At 35.2% G+C, this 16,052-nt stretch carries 12 protein-coding genes; 2 read left to right on the top strand and 10 right to left on the bottom strand.

Annotated elements, in window-relative coordinates; translation table 11 throughout:
- Window positions 1-69: 69 nt before the first annotated feature.
- Window positions 70-1,983 (bottom strand): ABC-F family ATP-binding cassette domain-containing protein, encoded by a 1,914-nt coding sequence (locus Q0871_RS11075; RefSeq protein ID WP_299322628.1) that lies wholly within the window; start codon window positions 1,981-1,983, stop codon window positions 70-72.
- 139 nt (window positions 1,984-2,122) lie between these two features.
- Here Q0871_RS11075 and Q0871_RS11070 point away from each other — a divergent pair, with 139 nt between their 5' ends.
- Window positions 2,123-2,512, top strand: coding sequence for a DUF983 domain-containing protein (locus Q0871_RS11070; RefSeq protein WP_299322624.1), 390 nt, complete (start codon window positions 2,123-2,125; stop codon window positions 2,510-2,512).
- On the opposite strand, the gene Q0871_RS11065 is transcribed toward Q0871_RS11070, so the two are convergent.
- The 9 genes from Q0871_RS11065 to Q0871_RS11025 all read right to left on the bottom strand — a co-directional run bounded on the left by Q0871_RS11065 (window position 2,509) and on the right by Q0871_RS11025 (window position 14,448).
- Entirely contained in the window at window positions 2,509-3,552 is a 1,044-nt protein-coding gene (locus Q0871_RS11065) for an FAD-binding oxidoreductase (RefSeq protein WP_299322621.1), read from the bottom strand. The two genes, Q0871_RS11070 and Q0871_RS11065, sit on opposite strands and share 4 nt — an antisense overlap.
- Window positions 3,553-3,651: 99 nt before the next feature.
- On the bottom strand, window positions 3,652-4,539 hold the full coding sequence (gene gldN / locus Q0871_RS11060; protein WP_299322619.1) for a gliding motility protein GldN: 888 nt from the start codon (window positions 4,537-4,539) through the stop codon (window positions 3,652-3,654).
- A gap of 64 nt (window positions 4,540-4,603) precedes the next feature.
- The gene (gene gldM / locus Q0871_RS11055) at window positions 4,604-6,163 is read right to left on the bottom strand and encodes a gliding motility protein GldM (protein ID WP_299322615.1); all 1,560 of its coding nucleotides are present in this window, start codon (window positions 6,161-6,163) and stop codon (window positions 4,604-4,606) included.
- Between the two features lie 55 nt (window positions 6,164-6,218).
- Entirely contained in the window at window positions 6,219-6,875 is a 657-nt protein-coding gene (gldL, locus tag Q0871_RS11050) for a gliding motility protein GldL (RefSeq protein ID WP_073240527.1), read from the bottom strand.
- An 84-nt stretch (window positions 6,876-6,959) separates the two neighbouring features.
- A complete protein-coding gene (gene gldK / locus Q0871_RS11045; protein ID WP_073240528.1) occupies window positions 6,960-8,324 on the bottom strand; it encodes a gliding motility lipoprotein GldK in 1,365 nt (454 codons plus the stop codon).
- Between the two features lie 121 nt (window positions 8,325-8,445).
- Window positions 8,446-9,603 carry a formimidoylglutamase gene (locus Q0871_RS11040; protein WP_299322605.1) on the bottom strand — a complete coding sequence of 386 codons (1,158 nt, stop codon included), beginning with the start codon at window positions 9,601-9,603 and terminating at the stop codon, window positions 8,446-8,448.
- Between the two features lie 58 nt (window positions 9,604-9,661).
- The gene (gene topA, locus Q0871_RS11035) at window positions 9,662-12,166 is read right to left on the bottom strand and encodes a type I DNA topoisomerase (protein WP_299322602.1); all 2,505 of its coding nucleotides are present in this window, start codon (window positions 12,164-12,166) and stop codon (window positions 9,662-9,664) included.
- Between the two features lie 214 nt (window positions 12,167-12,380).
- Window positions 12,381-13,646, bottom strand: coding sequence for a hypothetical protein (locus tag Q0871_RS11030; protein ID WP_299322599.1), 1,266 nt, complete (start codon window positions 13,644-13,646; stop codon window positions 12,381-12,383).
- Between the two features lie 58 nt (window positions 13,647-13,704).
- Window positions 13,705-14,448 carry a hypothetical protein gene (locus Q0871_RS11025; protein WP_299322596.1) on the bottom strand — a complete coding sequence of 248 codons (744 nt, stop codon included), beginning with the start codon at window positions 14,446-14,448 and terminating at the stop codon, window positions 13,705-13,707.
- Between the two features lie 156 nt (window positions 14,449-14,604).
- Between Q0871_RS11025 and miaB the strand changes: the two genes are divergently transcribed.
- A complete protein-coding gene (miaB, locus tag Q0871_RS11020) occupies window positions 14,605-16,050 on the top strand; it encodes a tRNA (N6-isopentenyl adenosine(37)-C2)-methylthiotransferase MiaB (RefSeq protein WP_299322592.1) in 1,446 nt (481 codons plus the stop codon).
- Window positions 16,051-16,052 lie beyond the last annotated feature (2 nt).

Below are 16,052 nucleotides of genomic sequence, written 5' to 3'. Positions count from 1 at the left end.
AACCCCACTTTGTTGTGAAAGCAAGGGAAAATGTTGTGAAACCTCCAAAAATGTATGTGAGATATTATCCTACAAATCTAGTTCGTCAATATCAATTGTAAGAGTTTCCCAGTCCTTCATTAGAGTTTCTAGCTTTTTCTTTTTCGCTTGGTACCCCTCAAAAAAATTGGATTTTGCTATGGTAGCATCATAATCTACCAAAAGGTTATGGTCTATATCTTTAATCTCTTTTTCAAGCGAACCAATTTTGCTCTCTACTGAGCTCAACTGATTTTTTAAACTCTTTAGCTTCTTCTGATCTTGAAATGAATTTGATGGTTTAGATTTTGTCTTTTCTACAACAACTGCCGACTTCTTCTCTATAGCTCTAAAGTTTTCTACTTTACGTTGCTCTAGATAGTAATCTACATCACCCAAATACTCTCTAATTTTTTGATCTTTGAACTCATATACCTTATTGGTTAGACCTTGTAAAAAATCTCTATCGTGAGAAACTAGTATTAACGTACCTTCAAAATTTAGACATGCCTGTTTAAGTACATTTTTCGATTTAATATCCAAGTGATTGGTAGGTTCATCCATCACCAATACATTAAAAGGTTGTAACAACATTTTTGCTAAAGCTAACCGGTTACGTTCACCACCTGATAGTACTTTTACATATTTATCTACTTCATCGCCTCTAAAAAGAAATGAACCTAAAATATCTCTTACCTTACTTCTATTCTTTTCGTTCGCGGCATCTATCATGGTATCTAAAATGGTCTTATTACCATCAAGATATTCTGCCTGATTTTGAGCAAAATATCCTATTTGGACATTATGCCCAAGTTTTAGGTGCCCGTCGTATTTAAGCTCGCCCACAATAATTTTTGCCAGCGTAGATTTCCCTTGCCCGTTCTGACCAACGAAGGCAGTTTTACTATCACGCTCAATAAGCAGATTGATATCGTTCAATACCAAATTATCACCATAAGCCTTTGAAAGGTTTTCTATCTCTACTACCACTTTACCAGGAGTAACAGAAATAGGAAAGCGAAGACTCATTACACTATTATCATCTTCATCGACCTCTATACGCTCTATTTTGTCTAATTTCTTAATTAAAGATTGCGCCATTGAAGCTTTGGTCGATTTTGCCCTAAACTTTTCAATTAGCCGCTCTGCTTGCTGAATTTCTTTTTCTTGATTCTTTTGAGCGTTTACCTGCTGCTGCTTTATCTCATTTCTCAACACCAGGTATTCGGTATACGGTTTATTATAATCGTAAATACGACCTAATGAGATTTCAATAGTTCTGTTAGTAACATTATCTAAAAACATTTTATCGTGAGATACAATAACAACCGCACCGGTATAATTGTTCAAAAATTGCTCGAACCATATAATAGATTCAATATCTAAGTGGTTGGTAGGCTCATCGAGTAACAACACATCGTTAGTTTGCAATAGTAATTTAGCAAGCTCTATACGCATACGCCACCCACCAGAGAAAGTTTCGGTCTTTTTATCAAAATCTTCTCTTCTAAAACCTAAACCTTGTAGTATTTTTTCTGTCTCGCCCTGATAATTATATCCTCCTAAAATTTCATAGTGGTGGGTAATATCACTTAGATCTACAATTAACTGACTGTAAATATCAGATTCATAGTCGGTTCGTTCTGCTAATTGATGATTAATCTCATCTAATTTCAGCTCTAAAGCTTTTATCTCTTCAAAAGCCTGATATGCCTCTTCTAAAACTGATCGACCTACTACAAAATCTATATCTTGTCTAAGAAAACCAATTTTAATATCTTTTTCTATTGCAATAACACCGGTATCTAAAGCCATATCCTTGTTAAGCAATTTTAACAAGGTTGATTTACCTGCGCCGTTTTTACCTACTAGCCCTGCTCTATTTCCTCCATTTAAGCGAAATGATATTTCTTCAAATAAATATTCTCCTCCAAAAGAGACCGATAGGTTGTGAACGTTTAACATAAATTCTAATTATTCTGGTTTTTCTCAAAAGCAAGATTGATTTTACCTTGGTTACTTTTAAGTTGAATTTTTCTTTTCAATGATACATATCAGGCATAAAAAACGCCTCAAAATCGTACCTTAGTGTAAAGTTTTGCAAATGTTAAAAAAAGGAAACAAACTCTACAGTATTTTAACAGGAAGTTGCCCTAGATGTCATGAAGAAAGTATGTATTTGGACAAAAATCCATACCATATGATTAAAATATTTAAAATGCATGAAAAATGTAGCCATTGTGACTTAAAATATAAAATAGAACCTTCGTTCTTTTATGGGGCTATGTATGTGAGTTATGGAGTAGGTATTGCCTTTGCCGTAGCAGCGTTTGTTATCGCAAATCTTTTTCTTGGCGCTAGCTTAATAGAAGCCTTTATTGCTATAATTATTACCCTTATTGTATTTATGCCAGTAATAATGAGAGTATCTCGTAACATATGGATTAATATATTCATCAAGTACGATGCTAAGGCTACCCTTAAAAAATCTTAATTCGGAGCGAAACGCGCTATATTCATTTCTTCCAATAAAGGAATTTCATGCTCTATATACTCATAAAGAGATTTAGCCGCCCAAGGTGCAATAGTTATACCATGAGACCCAAAACCATTCAATAGCCATAGGTTGTTATACTTTGGATGCCTACCCACCAATGGCCTTCTATCTTTTACCGTAGGGCGCATACCTGCCTCATGGTTAACTATCTCATAAGAGCAGTCTAAAAGGGTATCGAGCTTAATTACTAGCTCATTTTTAGCTTCTAGAGTGGCTAAATTGTCTTTTTGACCTCTATTATATGTAGCTCCTACTTTATACAAATCATCTCCAAGGGGAATTAAAAATATAGATGATTTAATTATTTGAGTTTCCTTTAACTCTTTAGCCTTTATAACAATATACTCCCCTTTTGATCCTTGCATTGGCAAATGGTTGAAATACGGATTCTGGATCATACCATAACCTTCGGTGAAGACTATATTTTTGGCTTTTATATCTTGATAACTTACAACCTCATGTTCTATTTGAAGCTGACCATAATCAAACGTTTCTTTATACAATTTGTTCTCTTGCTCTAACCAGTTTGCATAGCTATTGAAAATTAACTTAGTATCTAACTTACCAGTTTCTAAAACTTTTCCAAATTGATGCAGTGCTTTGAGCGATGTATTCTCATTATTTATCAATTTAGAATCTAAGTACGGCTTCAGTTTTTCTTTATCAGCAGCTTCAAACCAAAGATTTTGCTCTTCTATAGACGCGAATTTTCGTAGTACATTGAGCTTTTTATCAAACTTAACATTTAAAAATTGCTCTAGGTGGGTATAAAATTCAGTTGCTATAGGCAGTTGCTCATCTGCTCGCCAAGAAAGGGTAAATCGCTTTAAAATAACAGGATTGTACAAACCACCCGCCACACGTGAAGATGTTTGTGATTGGTCATTAAAAACAACAAATGTCTTGTTATTTTTACGCAAGGTTTCGCAAAATGCGGTACCCGCCAACCCTAGTCCTACTACCATATAATCTACCATGGCGCAAAGGTAATGACAATTGTAGAAAACATGATATAAAAACAAAAGACCCGATCTTTCGAACGGGTCTTTATTATGTGAATTGGATTTTCAGTAAGCTTAGTAAGCCCACATGTCTTGTTCCTTATCTCTAATTGTTTCTTTAATTCGTTTTGCTTCCAATAATTGGAACAAAGCATTATCAGAAATGTAATCATCTACTTTTCTATCGCCTTGTACGTTATCTTCTTTGTAAATAACGGCATCGAATCTTCTTGCATTTAACAACATATCAAATGAGATAGGCTGAGCTGAATTCTGTGAGTTGAAAACTTTAGCTTCGTGCAACATTTCACGAGCATCTGGATACCATACCCAAAAAAGCTCTACCATATCTGGATTGTCATCATCCATAAAGTTTACATCTGGCGCTACTGGAGCAATACCTAAAAGACGGTATTTTAATTCTCCCTGTCTCTTATCAAAATACCATATTCCTTTAATGTGGTATTCTTCAATATCAGCTGCAGAAATAGTTCTACGAGTAATATATTCTTCAGAAACAGCTTCCCCTGCATTCATTTGCTCATACCCATAATCTAGAGTATCAACCATTTGCAAGGCATCTTTTAAATCGCCAAAAGTTCTTTTTTGTGTAAAATAAGAATCTGTATAAGTTTCTAATTTTCCACTTTTTAAATTTTTAACTAGAACGTGGTATAAAGACCTTCTATCTGGACCAATATCCATAGTATCTGTTGGATAATATAATGGGAAATTAACTCTCTCATCTAAATCCACGGATTCCCATAAAGTTTTAGACCAAAGGATATCCCTATCATCTACATAACCATATTCTAATGGAGCATCGTTATCGACAGCTTTCTGTGCTTCTGTACGCATACCAACCTCATCTGGTTTCTTTGCATTCAATACATTTGCTTGGGCCATCATTGATAAAGGTAACATTGTTACCGCTCCCATTACTAAAACATTTTTCCAATTCATGTTTGCTTCACTTTAAAATTAACCGGGCAAGACCAATGGGCTTACCCGGTATCATTCTATTTATTTAGTTTGTAATCTCCACAACTACTGGAGATACTTTCTTCAACTTGTAACTCTTATTGTTTGTGATATAAGCTTCAATATCAAATATTTGAACGATATCTCCTCTTTTAGCACGTGATAAAGCTTGTTTAGCCTTAGCATTCATTTTGTTTCCTCTTACTGAAACAGTTGGTTGACCTGGTACTTTGAATTTAAATCCGCTTACTGCAAGATTCAAATCAAAATCGAAATCTTCTAAGCCAGCACCTACAGTAGCGATCTCAACATTCCTTTTTGGAAGTTTAATACTACCTGTTTGCTTACTTACAGAACCTTCTGGTCTTGGAATATCTTTAATTCTGAATTCAGATTTAGAAGATACAGACTGACCATCTGGTAAAGTACCTGAAGCTGTAATAGTAACGTTTCTTCCAGTACCTGGAGTCATTACATACTTACTACCACTTACAGATTTAAGACCTGGAGCTGAAGCTCTAACCTTATTATTTGGTATACCTGGTATAGAGATAGACATTGGGTTAGCAACACCTCTATATACAACATTCATTTTATCAGCAGCAATTAAAGCAGCATTAGGCTTAGATATTGTTGCGAAAGAATTTTTAACCTCAACAGGAATTTCTTCACCGTCTTGCTTAAAGTAGATAGTACCTTTTACTTCATGATCACCAGCAGAACCAGAACCAATCAGCATTTTAACACCACCAGCTTCTAATTTATAATCAGAACCTTCAGTTAATTTTCTACCATCTAAAGTTAACTCAGCTTTTATCGGTGTAGAAGAGTTATCAGTTTTGCTGATAATGATCTTACCATCATACTTCTCACCTGCATAGTATGCAGATTTAGTAGAAGAAAGCGATGTTGCAAAGTTCTTTAAAGAAACTTGGTTAGACAACTCACCTGCTAACATAGATTTTAAAGCTGCTTCTTCAGTTATTTTAACGTCAGCTTGTAACTGAGTTAATTTTGCTAAAGATGCTACCAAAGGATATCCTTCATAGTGATAGTTGATCCAATCTTGTTTAGTACCGTCTCTTTTTTCAACTTTGCCATTCTCATCTCCTGTTTGGAAACGATCAATAACAGATTGCTTTAAAGCAGCTGGTACTATTGCAGCAACTTGATCTCTATAACCAGTTAAGTTACTCATGAATTTTTTACCGTCTTCCGATAAAGTTTCACCTTGGAATAATTTCTGATCTAAGTAATCAGCCATATCCATACGAGCATAATCTTTAGGATCTTCGATCCCTTCCATCATACCTGTTTTAAGTCCTTCTAAGTAATCATAATACTCTTGAGACATAGATTTTATCTCTTGAGCATTCTTGTATAACTTATCGTACTTTGCAGCATCTTCAGATGCTTTAGTTCCAAGACTTTCCAAGAACGCATCGTTACTTGCGGTTGTCTTTTGATTTGAAGTCTCTAGCTTTTCATTCATTATACCGAATGCGGCTAATACTTCTTTACTCATGTTTAATGCCAGCATTGCGATGAAGATCAAATACATTAAGTTGACCATCTTCTGACGTGGTGAATTTTTTCCTCCTGCCATGGATTTTTAATTTAGATTTTTATTAATAATTGATTCGGGTTGGTAAAAATCCAAATTAGTTTTTGCTCATTGCAGATAACATACCACCATATACACCATTCAATGAAGAAAGGTTTGTAGACAAAGATGCCATTTGATCTTTAAGTGCACTTGCATTTTGTACAACTTCTTCATTAACTGAAGCTTGTTTGCTAGCACTTTCTAATTGTACTTTATAAAGACTGTTCAAAGACTCCATTTGAGAAGCAGCCTGAACCATTTCACTAGAATATTTTTTAGTAGATTCCATTGCATCAACTGTTGGAGCGATACCTTTAGCAGCACCTTCAAAGTTTTTAATGCTTGAACCTAAGCTTTCCATAAGACTTGCGTCTACACCAGCTTCTTTTAATAAATCATCTAATTTCTTAGATAAAGATGCTTCAGCTTCTTTTACTTCTGTTGCAGCTTGTGCTTTCTTAGGTGCTTTACCTTCACCACCTGCTAATTCTGGGTATACTAATGCCCAATCTAATTCGTCATCTACTGGTTCGAATGCACTGATCGCGAAAATTAATGCTTCTGTAATAAGACCTATCGCTAAAAGAATACCACCATTTAATGGTCCTAACTCCCAGTGAAGAATTTTGAATAATGCACCAATAATTACAACTGATGCTCCAAGCCCGTAGGCCATGTTAAATAATTTTTTTGTGGATTTTGACTGTGCCATGTTTAATTTAATTTAAGGTTTTAAAAAAAAAGATTTGGTTAAAAAATGAATTTGAATTTATACTAAAACTGTTAATATTATTATTTATTGTGTGGAATCTTCCTCACCCATATAATCTTGTACTGTTCTGAAACCGATGTAACTACGAGCCGAATCAGCGTATTCGTAATCTCTTGTACTCACTTGTAAGAAGTAAGCTACATCTTTCCAAGAACCACCTCTAATAACTTTTCTTGTATTAGATGAATCTCCTCCGTTAGGGTTCATTGTAGATACATAATCATATGCACTTGGATCATAACTTGAATTTGTCCACTCAGAAACGTTACCGGCCATGTTGTACATATTAAAGTCATTAGGCTCGTAAGATTTCGCTTCTACTGTATATAAAGCAGCATCTGCAGCATAATCTCCACGTTGTGGTTTAAAGTTTGCCATAAAACAACCAGTATCACTGATTACGTATGGTCCACCCCATGGGTACGTACCACCTTCGATACCACCTCTTGCAGCGTATTCCCATTCAGCTTCTGTTGGAAGTCTAAATTGATTAACGAATTGTCTATTACGACTCTTGTTATCATCATTTTTGAACTTCGTTCTCCAGTTACAGAATGCTTTAGCTTGTTGCCAGCTGATACCAACTACAGGGTATTCGCTATAGGCATCATGCCAGAAATAATCATTGTGCATTGGTTCGTTATAAGAATAAGAGAAATCTCTGATCCAAACTGTTGTATCTGGGTATATCTCTACTTCTTCTGTACGAATGAAGTCTTTACGACTCTTGTTTCCTTTTACAGAAGCACGTGCAGCTGCCTCGATATCCATCCAGCTATACTTATACTTAAGACTCTTAACATCTATAGTACGTTGACCGTTATAAGACTCTTCTTCAGAAAGATAGATAGAATCCATAATTTCGGTATAATACTCATCTGGATAGTCTGATGTGTTCCATACCAGGTCTTCATCTTTGCTCAACGCTCTACCTTCGTAGCCCGTTTCGCCCATACCTGAGTAATTGTCCAACATATACTTATCGTATACAGATGCTCTTGTAGTATCTGCATCTTTAAAAGCATAGTCACCAATACCGCCTTCTTCTGGACCGATACCTAACTCATCAGCTAAAATGGCTAACTTGGTTCTAACGATAGAATCCTTTACCCATTCTACAAACTGACGATACTCACTGTTCGTGATTTCGGTATCATCCATGTAAAAAGAACGTACCGTAACTGTCTTAGTCGGCGCATTCAATAACTTTCCTTGATCTTCTTCACTCTTACCCATTATGAAAGAACCCCTTGGGATAAGTTCCATTCCATATGGTTTTTCCGGGTACCATTTTTTTCCCTGGACTCCAGTTAGCTCACCTTTTTGCTTAGACCCACAACTTGTGAGTAAAAAAACAAACGCTATAGAGGATAACAATAGCTTCTTCATACTTTAGGTTAAATTTCGATTATGGTTAAACTCAGAATACAATAATTTATTCTAACAACTAAAACTAGGTTTTATATAAAATATTGTATTAAAGTCTTTTTATGCTTTAAAAAAAATAATGTTAATTAAAGCCTTTCTTGTAGGCCTTAAACCACCTTTCGGGAATTTGTTGATTACATGCATCTAAATAATCCTTCTCGGTGCAAGGTAATAACGCTGGTGTATGGCCTTTAGTATGTGAAGTAAAAATAGATGGAACTTCTGTCCACCATCTTTCTGTTAATAAACTTTTGTAGAATACCAATTCTTCGTCTTCGCTAGGTACATTATACTTAACAAAGTCGTCAGTTTTGGTATATGGAGATTCTTTAATTCTAAAATTGATACCTTCTATAAAGTACCATATTATCTGTGCTATCAGCTGTTGCGACTGTACGGTGTTCTCCATTTCGTACAACCCAAATACAGAAACTTTATCGCTAATACCGGCATATCTAGAAATGGCACAAATCTCTCTACCATTAAATCCGTTCGGAGAAAAATTTGCTGATGAAGAAATTTCACTTGCTTTAACAGATCGCAAGTCTAAACTTACCATATGCGCATTTCTAAGCACAGGTTCTGCTAAAGAAATATCGTTTGCAACTTCTCCAAGTCTATAGGCGTCAAAAAATAAACGCTCCATTAAATCTATTTCTTCTTGAGCATTAAAATAACTTTGATAGCCAATATTTGAGAAATTAAAAAGATTATTTGGCTTATCTGTTATGATCTTACTCATATAAGAATGTGATGAAATAAGCTCATCTTCTATTCCAAAATCGAACCTACTATCTATCGCCACCAGATTAATCATATCTCTGATACCATCAAAAGCTCTATAAGCAGGGTAGGTTATATCTTGCGTTGCTCCTAAAATAATAGGAATAACACGTTCTTCTAATAACTCTGCCACTACTTCTTTAACAACAAAATAAGTGTCATTTACGGTAGCGCCTTCTTCAATATCACCTAGATCTACAATGGTTGCGTTCCAGTTTCCTATTAGAAGTTTGTAAAATTGTAATCGTATAGCAGAGACATCTAACTTCTCATGCTTCTTTTCGTAGGCATTTCTAGATTCTCTAACCCCAATTATTGCTACCGTAGCATTTGCCAATACAGGTAAACCATCCTTTTCGGTGTGTATATGGGTGTTTTTACCAATGGCCTGACTAGGTAGTAACTCATTATGGGCTAAAACTTTATCCGATACCGGAACTAGAAAATCAAAGGCCATTTATTAAAGGTTTTTAGAAATCATAAAATACTATACTAATCTTCGACCTAAAATTAAATTACTTTTTTGACTTAGGTTTAGCTTTTGCCTTTTTCTTTGGAGTTTTTTTCTTCGGAGTCTTAGCCTCGATCAACTTCTGAGCTTCTTCTAAAGACATCTTAACCACATCGACAGTTTTAGCCAATTCCACCTTTATCTTACCTTTTATTACATTATGACGGCCCCATCTAGCTTTTTCTATACGAATGCCTTCTTCTTCCCAGTTATGAATAACCTTATCAATTTCTTTTTGCTTCTTGACTTCGATAAGCTCTATAATGTCGTCATTTGATAAATTATCAAAATCGTACTTTTTATTCACATTGATAAACATACCGTTCCACTTAATGAACGGTCCAAATCTACCGGTACCTTTAGTTACCTCAAGATCTTCGTACATGGCAATTGGCGCATCGGCTTTCTGCTTGGCAACAATAAGTTCTATTGCCCTGTCCATCTCTATTTCAAAAGCACTTTCGCCTTTATCCATAGAAATAAACTTTTCTCCGAATTTTACATACGGTCCAAACCTACCTACGTTAGCCAATACTTCTTCGCCTTCATAAACTCCTAATTTTCTAGGAAGTTTAAAAAGGTCCATTGCCTCTTCGTATGAAATGGTATTTAAAGATTGTTCCGGTAACAAACTTGCGAATGTTGGCTTCTCTTCATCATCAACAGTACCTATTTGTACCATTGGTCCGAATCTACCTAAACGTACAGAAACTTGTTTTCCGCTTTTAGGATCTTTACCTAATATTCTTTCACCGCTTGCACGATCTGCATTTTCCTCAACATCTACTACATTAGGATGAAAATCTTTGTAGAAGTTCTTCATCATTTTCTTCCAGTCTTCATCACCAGAAGCTATTTCATCAAAATCTTCCTCTACCTGTGCAGTAAAATTGTAATCTAATATATTGGCAAAGTTACTTACCAAGAAATCGGTAACAATCATACCGATATCTGTTGGTACCATTTTACCTTTATCTGAACCAACATTTTCAGTAAGGTTCTTTGTTTCTATTACATCTGACGCTAATATCAATTGTTGATATTTACGCTCTTTACCTTCAATAGTACCTTTCTCCACATAGCCTCTATTAAGAATTGTAGAAATTGTCGGCGCATATGTAGACGGTCTACCAATACCCAATTCTTCTAATTTCTTAACTAAAGATGCTTCTGTAAATCTATATGGTGCTCTTGTAAAACGCTCTGTTGCTGAAATAAAGTTATTCAACAAACGCTCGCCTTCTTTCATTGCCGGCAACATACCTTCTTGTTCTTCGGCTACATCTTCATCATCTACACCTTCCATGTAAACTTTTAAGAAACCATCAAACTTTATAACCTCACCGTTAGCAGTAAATTCTTCTGTATGCTTGCTTGCTTTGATCTTAACATTGGTACGTTCTAATTGTGCATCGCTCATTTGAGATGCAACTGTACGTTTCCATATTAAGTCGTATAATTTAGATTGATCACGCTCCAATGACGGAGATTGATTACCCATATCTGTAGGTCTAATTGCTTCGTGTGCTTCTTGAGCTCCTTTAGACTTACCTTTAAAATTTCTTGTTTCGCTATATTCTTTACCGTAATTCTTTTCAATAGCTTCTTTCGCAGATGTCAACGCTTCATTAGAAAGGTTAACACTATCTGTTCTCATGTAAGTAATTAAACCCGCTTCATATAAACGTTGGGCTACTTGCATGGTTCTACCCACAGAAAAATATAATTTTCTTGATGCCTCTTGTTGTAATGTAGATGTTGTAAACGGCGCAGACGGCGACTTCTTAGCCGGTTTCTTATCTAATTTATTTACCGAAAAATCAGCAGCTTTATTTTTCTCTAAAAATGCTTTTGCTTCTTTTTCTGATTTAAAGGTCTTGTTCAACTTAGCTGAAAAAGTATTTCCCGCTTCTGTTTGAAACTCCGCTGCAATCTTAAATGATGCCTGTGGCTCAAAGCCTTCAATATCTCTTTCTCGTTCAACTATTAACCTAACGGCAACAGATTGAACACGACCGGCAGAAAGACCCGGTTTAATTTTTTTCCAAAGTACTGGAGATAATTGATACCCAACCAAACGGTCTAATACTCGTCTCGCTTGTTGTGCATTTACAAGGTTGTAATTGATCTCTCTTGGATTCTCAATTGCTTTTTGAATAGCTGCTTTTGTAACCGAGTTAAAAACAATACGTTTTGTCTTTTTCTTGTCTAAACCTAGCTCTTCGGCCAAGTGCCAAGAAATAGCCTCTCCCTCTCGATCCTCATCACTCGCGAGCCATATAGTTTCTGCTTTATCAGCAAGACTCTTTAGCTTTTTTACTAAAGCTTGCTTGTCTTTATCGACTATATATTTCGGTGTAAAATCGCCTTCAACATCTACTCCCAGCTCCTTTGAAGGTAAATCGGCAATGTGACCAAAGCTCGATTCAACCTTAAAATCTTTTCCCAAAAACTTCTCTATAGTTTTGGCCTTTGCAGGAGACTCAACAATTACTAAATTTTTCGCCATCAACCTTGTTTATACTTACAAATGTATACTAAAAATTAAACTTTGGAATTTTAGGAATTTATTTTTTCCCATATTTCAATAGAGTTTAGCCAATAAATTCAAATAATTCATGATTATTACACAAGCTATATCACAAGCCACAAACTAATTAGGGTATCGAAATAAAAAAAAGGGAAGCTAAACTAGCTTCCCTTTTTTTAACCTTTTATTATTCTTACAATTGAAAGGCACTTAACAACCTAATGTCATTATCTACATATTCATATTGATACAATGTGCGATCACCTATCATTAATAATGATGATGCTAACGGTATAACATCATAGGCAATAATATTTTCGAATGTATTGACTAAGGTAACATTTGGTGCATCTGTTTTATCATATACTTTTAAGCCCGAATCTCCATCACAGATAAACAAGATATTGTTTTTAATCCCTAATCCGTTCGGTCCATCCATCGGATAAATTACTTTTAATTCAGGATTCTCAAGATTAGAGATATCGATCACATACAATCCGCTCTCTGTATTTCCACAGAAACCTCCTCCTTTTAAAGTTACATATGCATAATCGCCATCAACAACCACAGGATCACAAGCAGTACCATGCCTAAATTCTGAAATAAATTTCGGATTTTTCGGGTCTTCTATTCCATAAATATACATACCCTGAGCACCGCCTATAAATAAAATATTTCCCTGACTGTATATCGTTTCAATATCCCAAGCGACCTGCACATCATCTAATACTTTTACATCTTCGACATCTGCAATGTTAAAAATATTAATGTTGCTATAATCTACTACGTATAAATAGTCGTCTATAATTTTAAAACGCGCCAAAGAACCGCCTTGCCCTATACTAGACTGACCAGAATCATTACTTTCTGCCGTTTCAAGCGCTAAATCATCTGTATACCTATACCGCTCTTCATATTCTTCAACAGATCTTCTTTCTGTGCTTACCTCCCAGCCTATAACAATATCTCTACTATAATCGATATCGCCATACTCGTAAAAATCTGCCTGAGGAAATTCAATATTCGAAAGCCATACATCATTATTATATATGGCATTTACAATTCTACTTTGAATGGTAATATTTGTAATATCTGATATATCAAAAATTACCAAATCGCCATAACTATCTGCATACAACTTATCGTCTTTTATAGAAATATCGAAGTTGCCCTCTAACTTTATAAATGCAATACTTTCTGGCGCTGACGGATCTTTGTTATCTATTACGTGAAAACCTAGGTTTACATCGTTTACAAAAATATAGTCTTGGTAAGCGTATATTTTACCTGATGAAACAATTGGTATAGGATCAACTACATCAACCGCTTCTGCTTTAAACGATATTGCATCTTGCACAATTGGTCTAGCCACCAAGTAATCTTCATACGGGCCATCATCATTACACGAAACAAATACAGATAATGCGATGGCACAAAAAAGAAAAACAAAATTCTTCATGGTCTATAATTTAATTGGTTGTAATCATAAGATGAAGAAACACATAATAGTTGCGTTATCAATAGTTTGAAATTTCTTCTATATCGTTAAAACCAACTCCGTCTTTATAAATGTAGTACGTAGGTACTTTACCAAGCATTGCTGTAAACAATACTCCTACACAACATAAAACAAAGCCTAGTTGCGCCACAAATGCCGAAACGATTACCAGACCAAATATGACCAACCAGTTTTTATTACCTAAGGTAAAACTAGCCTTTACCATTTCTAATGGAGAAAGTTCATTCGAAAATGCCAAAAAAGCCGGAATCAATGAAACTGGGACAATTACATAAAACATACCAACACCACAGGCCATCGCCCCTAGAATTGAGAGTCCGAATGTATACAAAGCAAGAATAAATACTTTACCTAAACGTCCTTCTTTAAAGAAATAGAAGTAATCATCACTAGATTCTTTTCCTAAATCTTTTTCTCTACACATCTTTAAAAATGCTGCATTTAATGCCAAAGCAAAAGTAGTTATCCCTATTGCAAAAACAGGAAAAAGAATAGCCATTGCAATAGCTGCCATTGGTGGTAATTCATTATGCTGAAGCGCCTCTGGATCAGTTATGCCCAATGCAATCATAGGTATATATAAAACAATATAAAATGGTAGTATTACAACGAATGTTAAGAGCAAAATAATAAAGCCCTGCAACCATACCTTCTTAAAAAGGTCTATAGACCTACTGAATATGGTACCAAATTCTAAATCTGGCTTCATTTTAATTTGTTGTGTCAAGTTTTCTAAGTTCATAAGTACAGGTACAGGTGGTTATATTAAAAGTTAAAACTAAATAATTTTCATGTAGAAAGCCTAAACTATCCCTAAATAATCATGTCATATTGTCATATTTTTGATTATAATAGTATCTTTGCCTTCCAAAATATTTTATTGCAACGTATTACAAAAATGGAGAAAACCATAGACGAAAATGTGCAGGGCACAACTTTGGTAGTTGACGGAAAAGAGGCTAACAAACGAAATCTCTACATTGAGAGTTACGGTTGCGCCATGAACTTTGCAGACAGTGAAATTGTAGCATCTATACTTGCGACCGAAGGTTTTAACACCACCCAAACGTTAGAAGATGCCGATTTAGTACTTGTAAACACATGTTCTATCAGAGATAAAGCTGAACAGACCATACGTAAAAGATTAACCGAATACAATAAGGTAAAAAAAACTCGACCACATTTAAAAGTTGGAGTTCTTGGCTGTATGGCGGAACGCCTAAAAGACAAACTTTTAGATGAAGAAAGAATAGTAGATATGGTCGTTGGACCAGATGCCTATAAAGATTTACCCAACTTAATAAAAGAAGTAGATTCAGGTAGAGATGCGGTTAATGTTATTCTTTCTAAGGATGAAACTTACGGCGATATTGCACCTGTTAGACTAAACACAAACGGAGTTACCGCTTTTGTCTCTATTACCAGAGGATGTGATAACATGTGTACATTTTGTGTTGTACCATTTACTAGAGGTCGTGAACGTAGTAGAGACCCACAATCTATTTTAACTGAAGTAAAAGAGCTTTCTGAAAACGGATTCAAAGAAATTACATTACTTGGACAGAATGTAGATAGTTATTTATGGTATGGCGGCGGACTCAAAAAGAATTTTGTGAATGCTTCTGATATGCAAAAAGCGACAGCTACCAACTTTTCTAAACTGTTAGAAATGGTCGCATTGGCAAACCCAAAAATGCGTATTCGCTTTTCAACCTCAAACCCGCAAGACATGACTTTGGATGTGATTAGAACCATGGCCAAACATAAAAATATTTGTAATCACGTTCATTTACCTGTACAAAGCGGTAGCAATCGCATTTTAAAGGAAATGAATCGTTTACACACTATCGAAGAGTATTTTGAACTGACAGATGAAATTAGAAAAATTCTACCTGGCTGCTCTATATCTCAAGATATCATTACTGGTTTCCCTACAGAAACGGAAGAGGATCATGCAGCTACTTTAAAAGCCCTAGAGCACGTAAAGTATGATTTCGGTTTTATGTATTCATATTCTGAAAGACCTGGCACCATGGCCGGCAGAAAAATGGAAGATGATGTACCAGAAGCTACAAAGAAGAGACGTCTTTCTGAAATTATAGCTTTACAGAGAAGTCACTGTCAGTTTAGAACAGAAAAACATGTAGGTCAGATCCAAGAGGTATTAATAGAAGGGACTTCTAAAAAATCTGAACTCGAATGGAAGGGAAGAAATACTCAAAGTACTGTAGTGGTTTTTCCGAAAGAAAATTACAAGGTAGGCGACTTTGTAAACGTACAAATTAACGACTGCACTTCTGCAACCTTAAAAGGTGTTGCTGTTGGGTATTCTGACAATAACTAACT

The sequence above is a fragment of the uncultured Maribacter sp. genome (genome assembly GCF_947500985.1).
Lineage (GTDB): Bacteria > Bacteroidota > Bacteroidia > Flavobacteriales > Flavobacteriaceae > Maribacter.
This window is presented reverse-complemented; position numbering and strand designations above follow the sequence as displayed.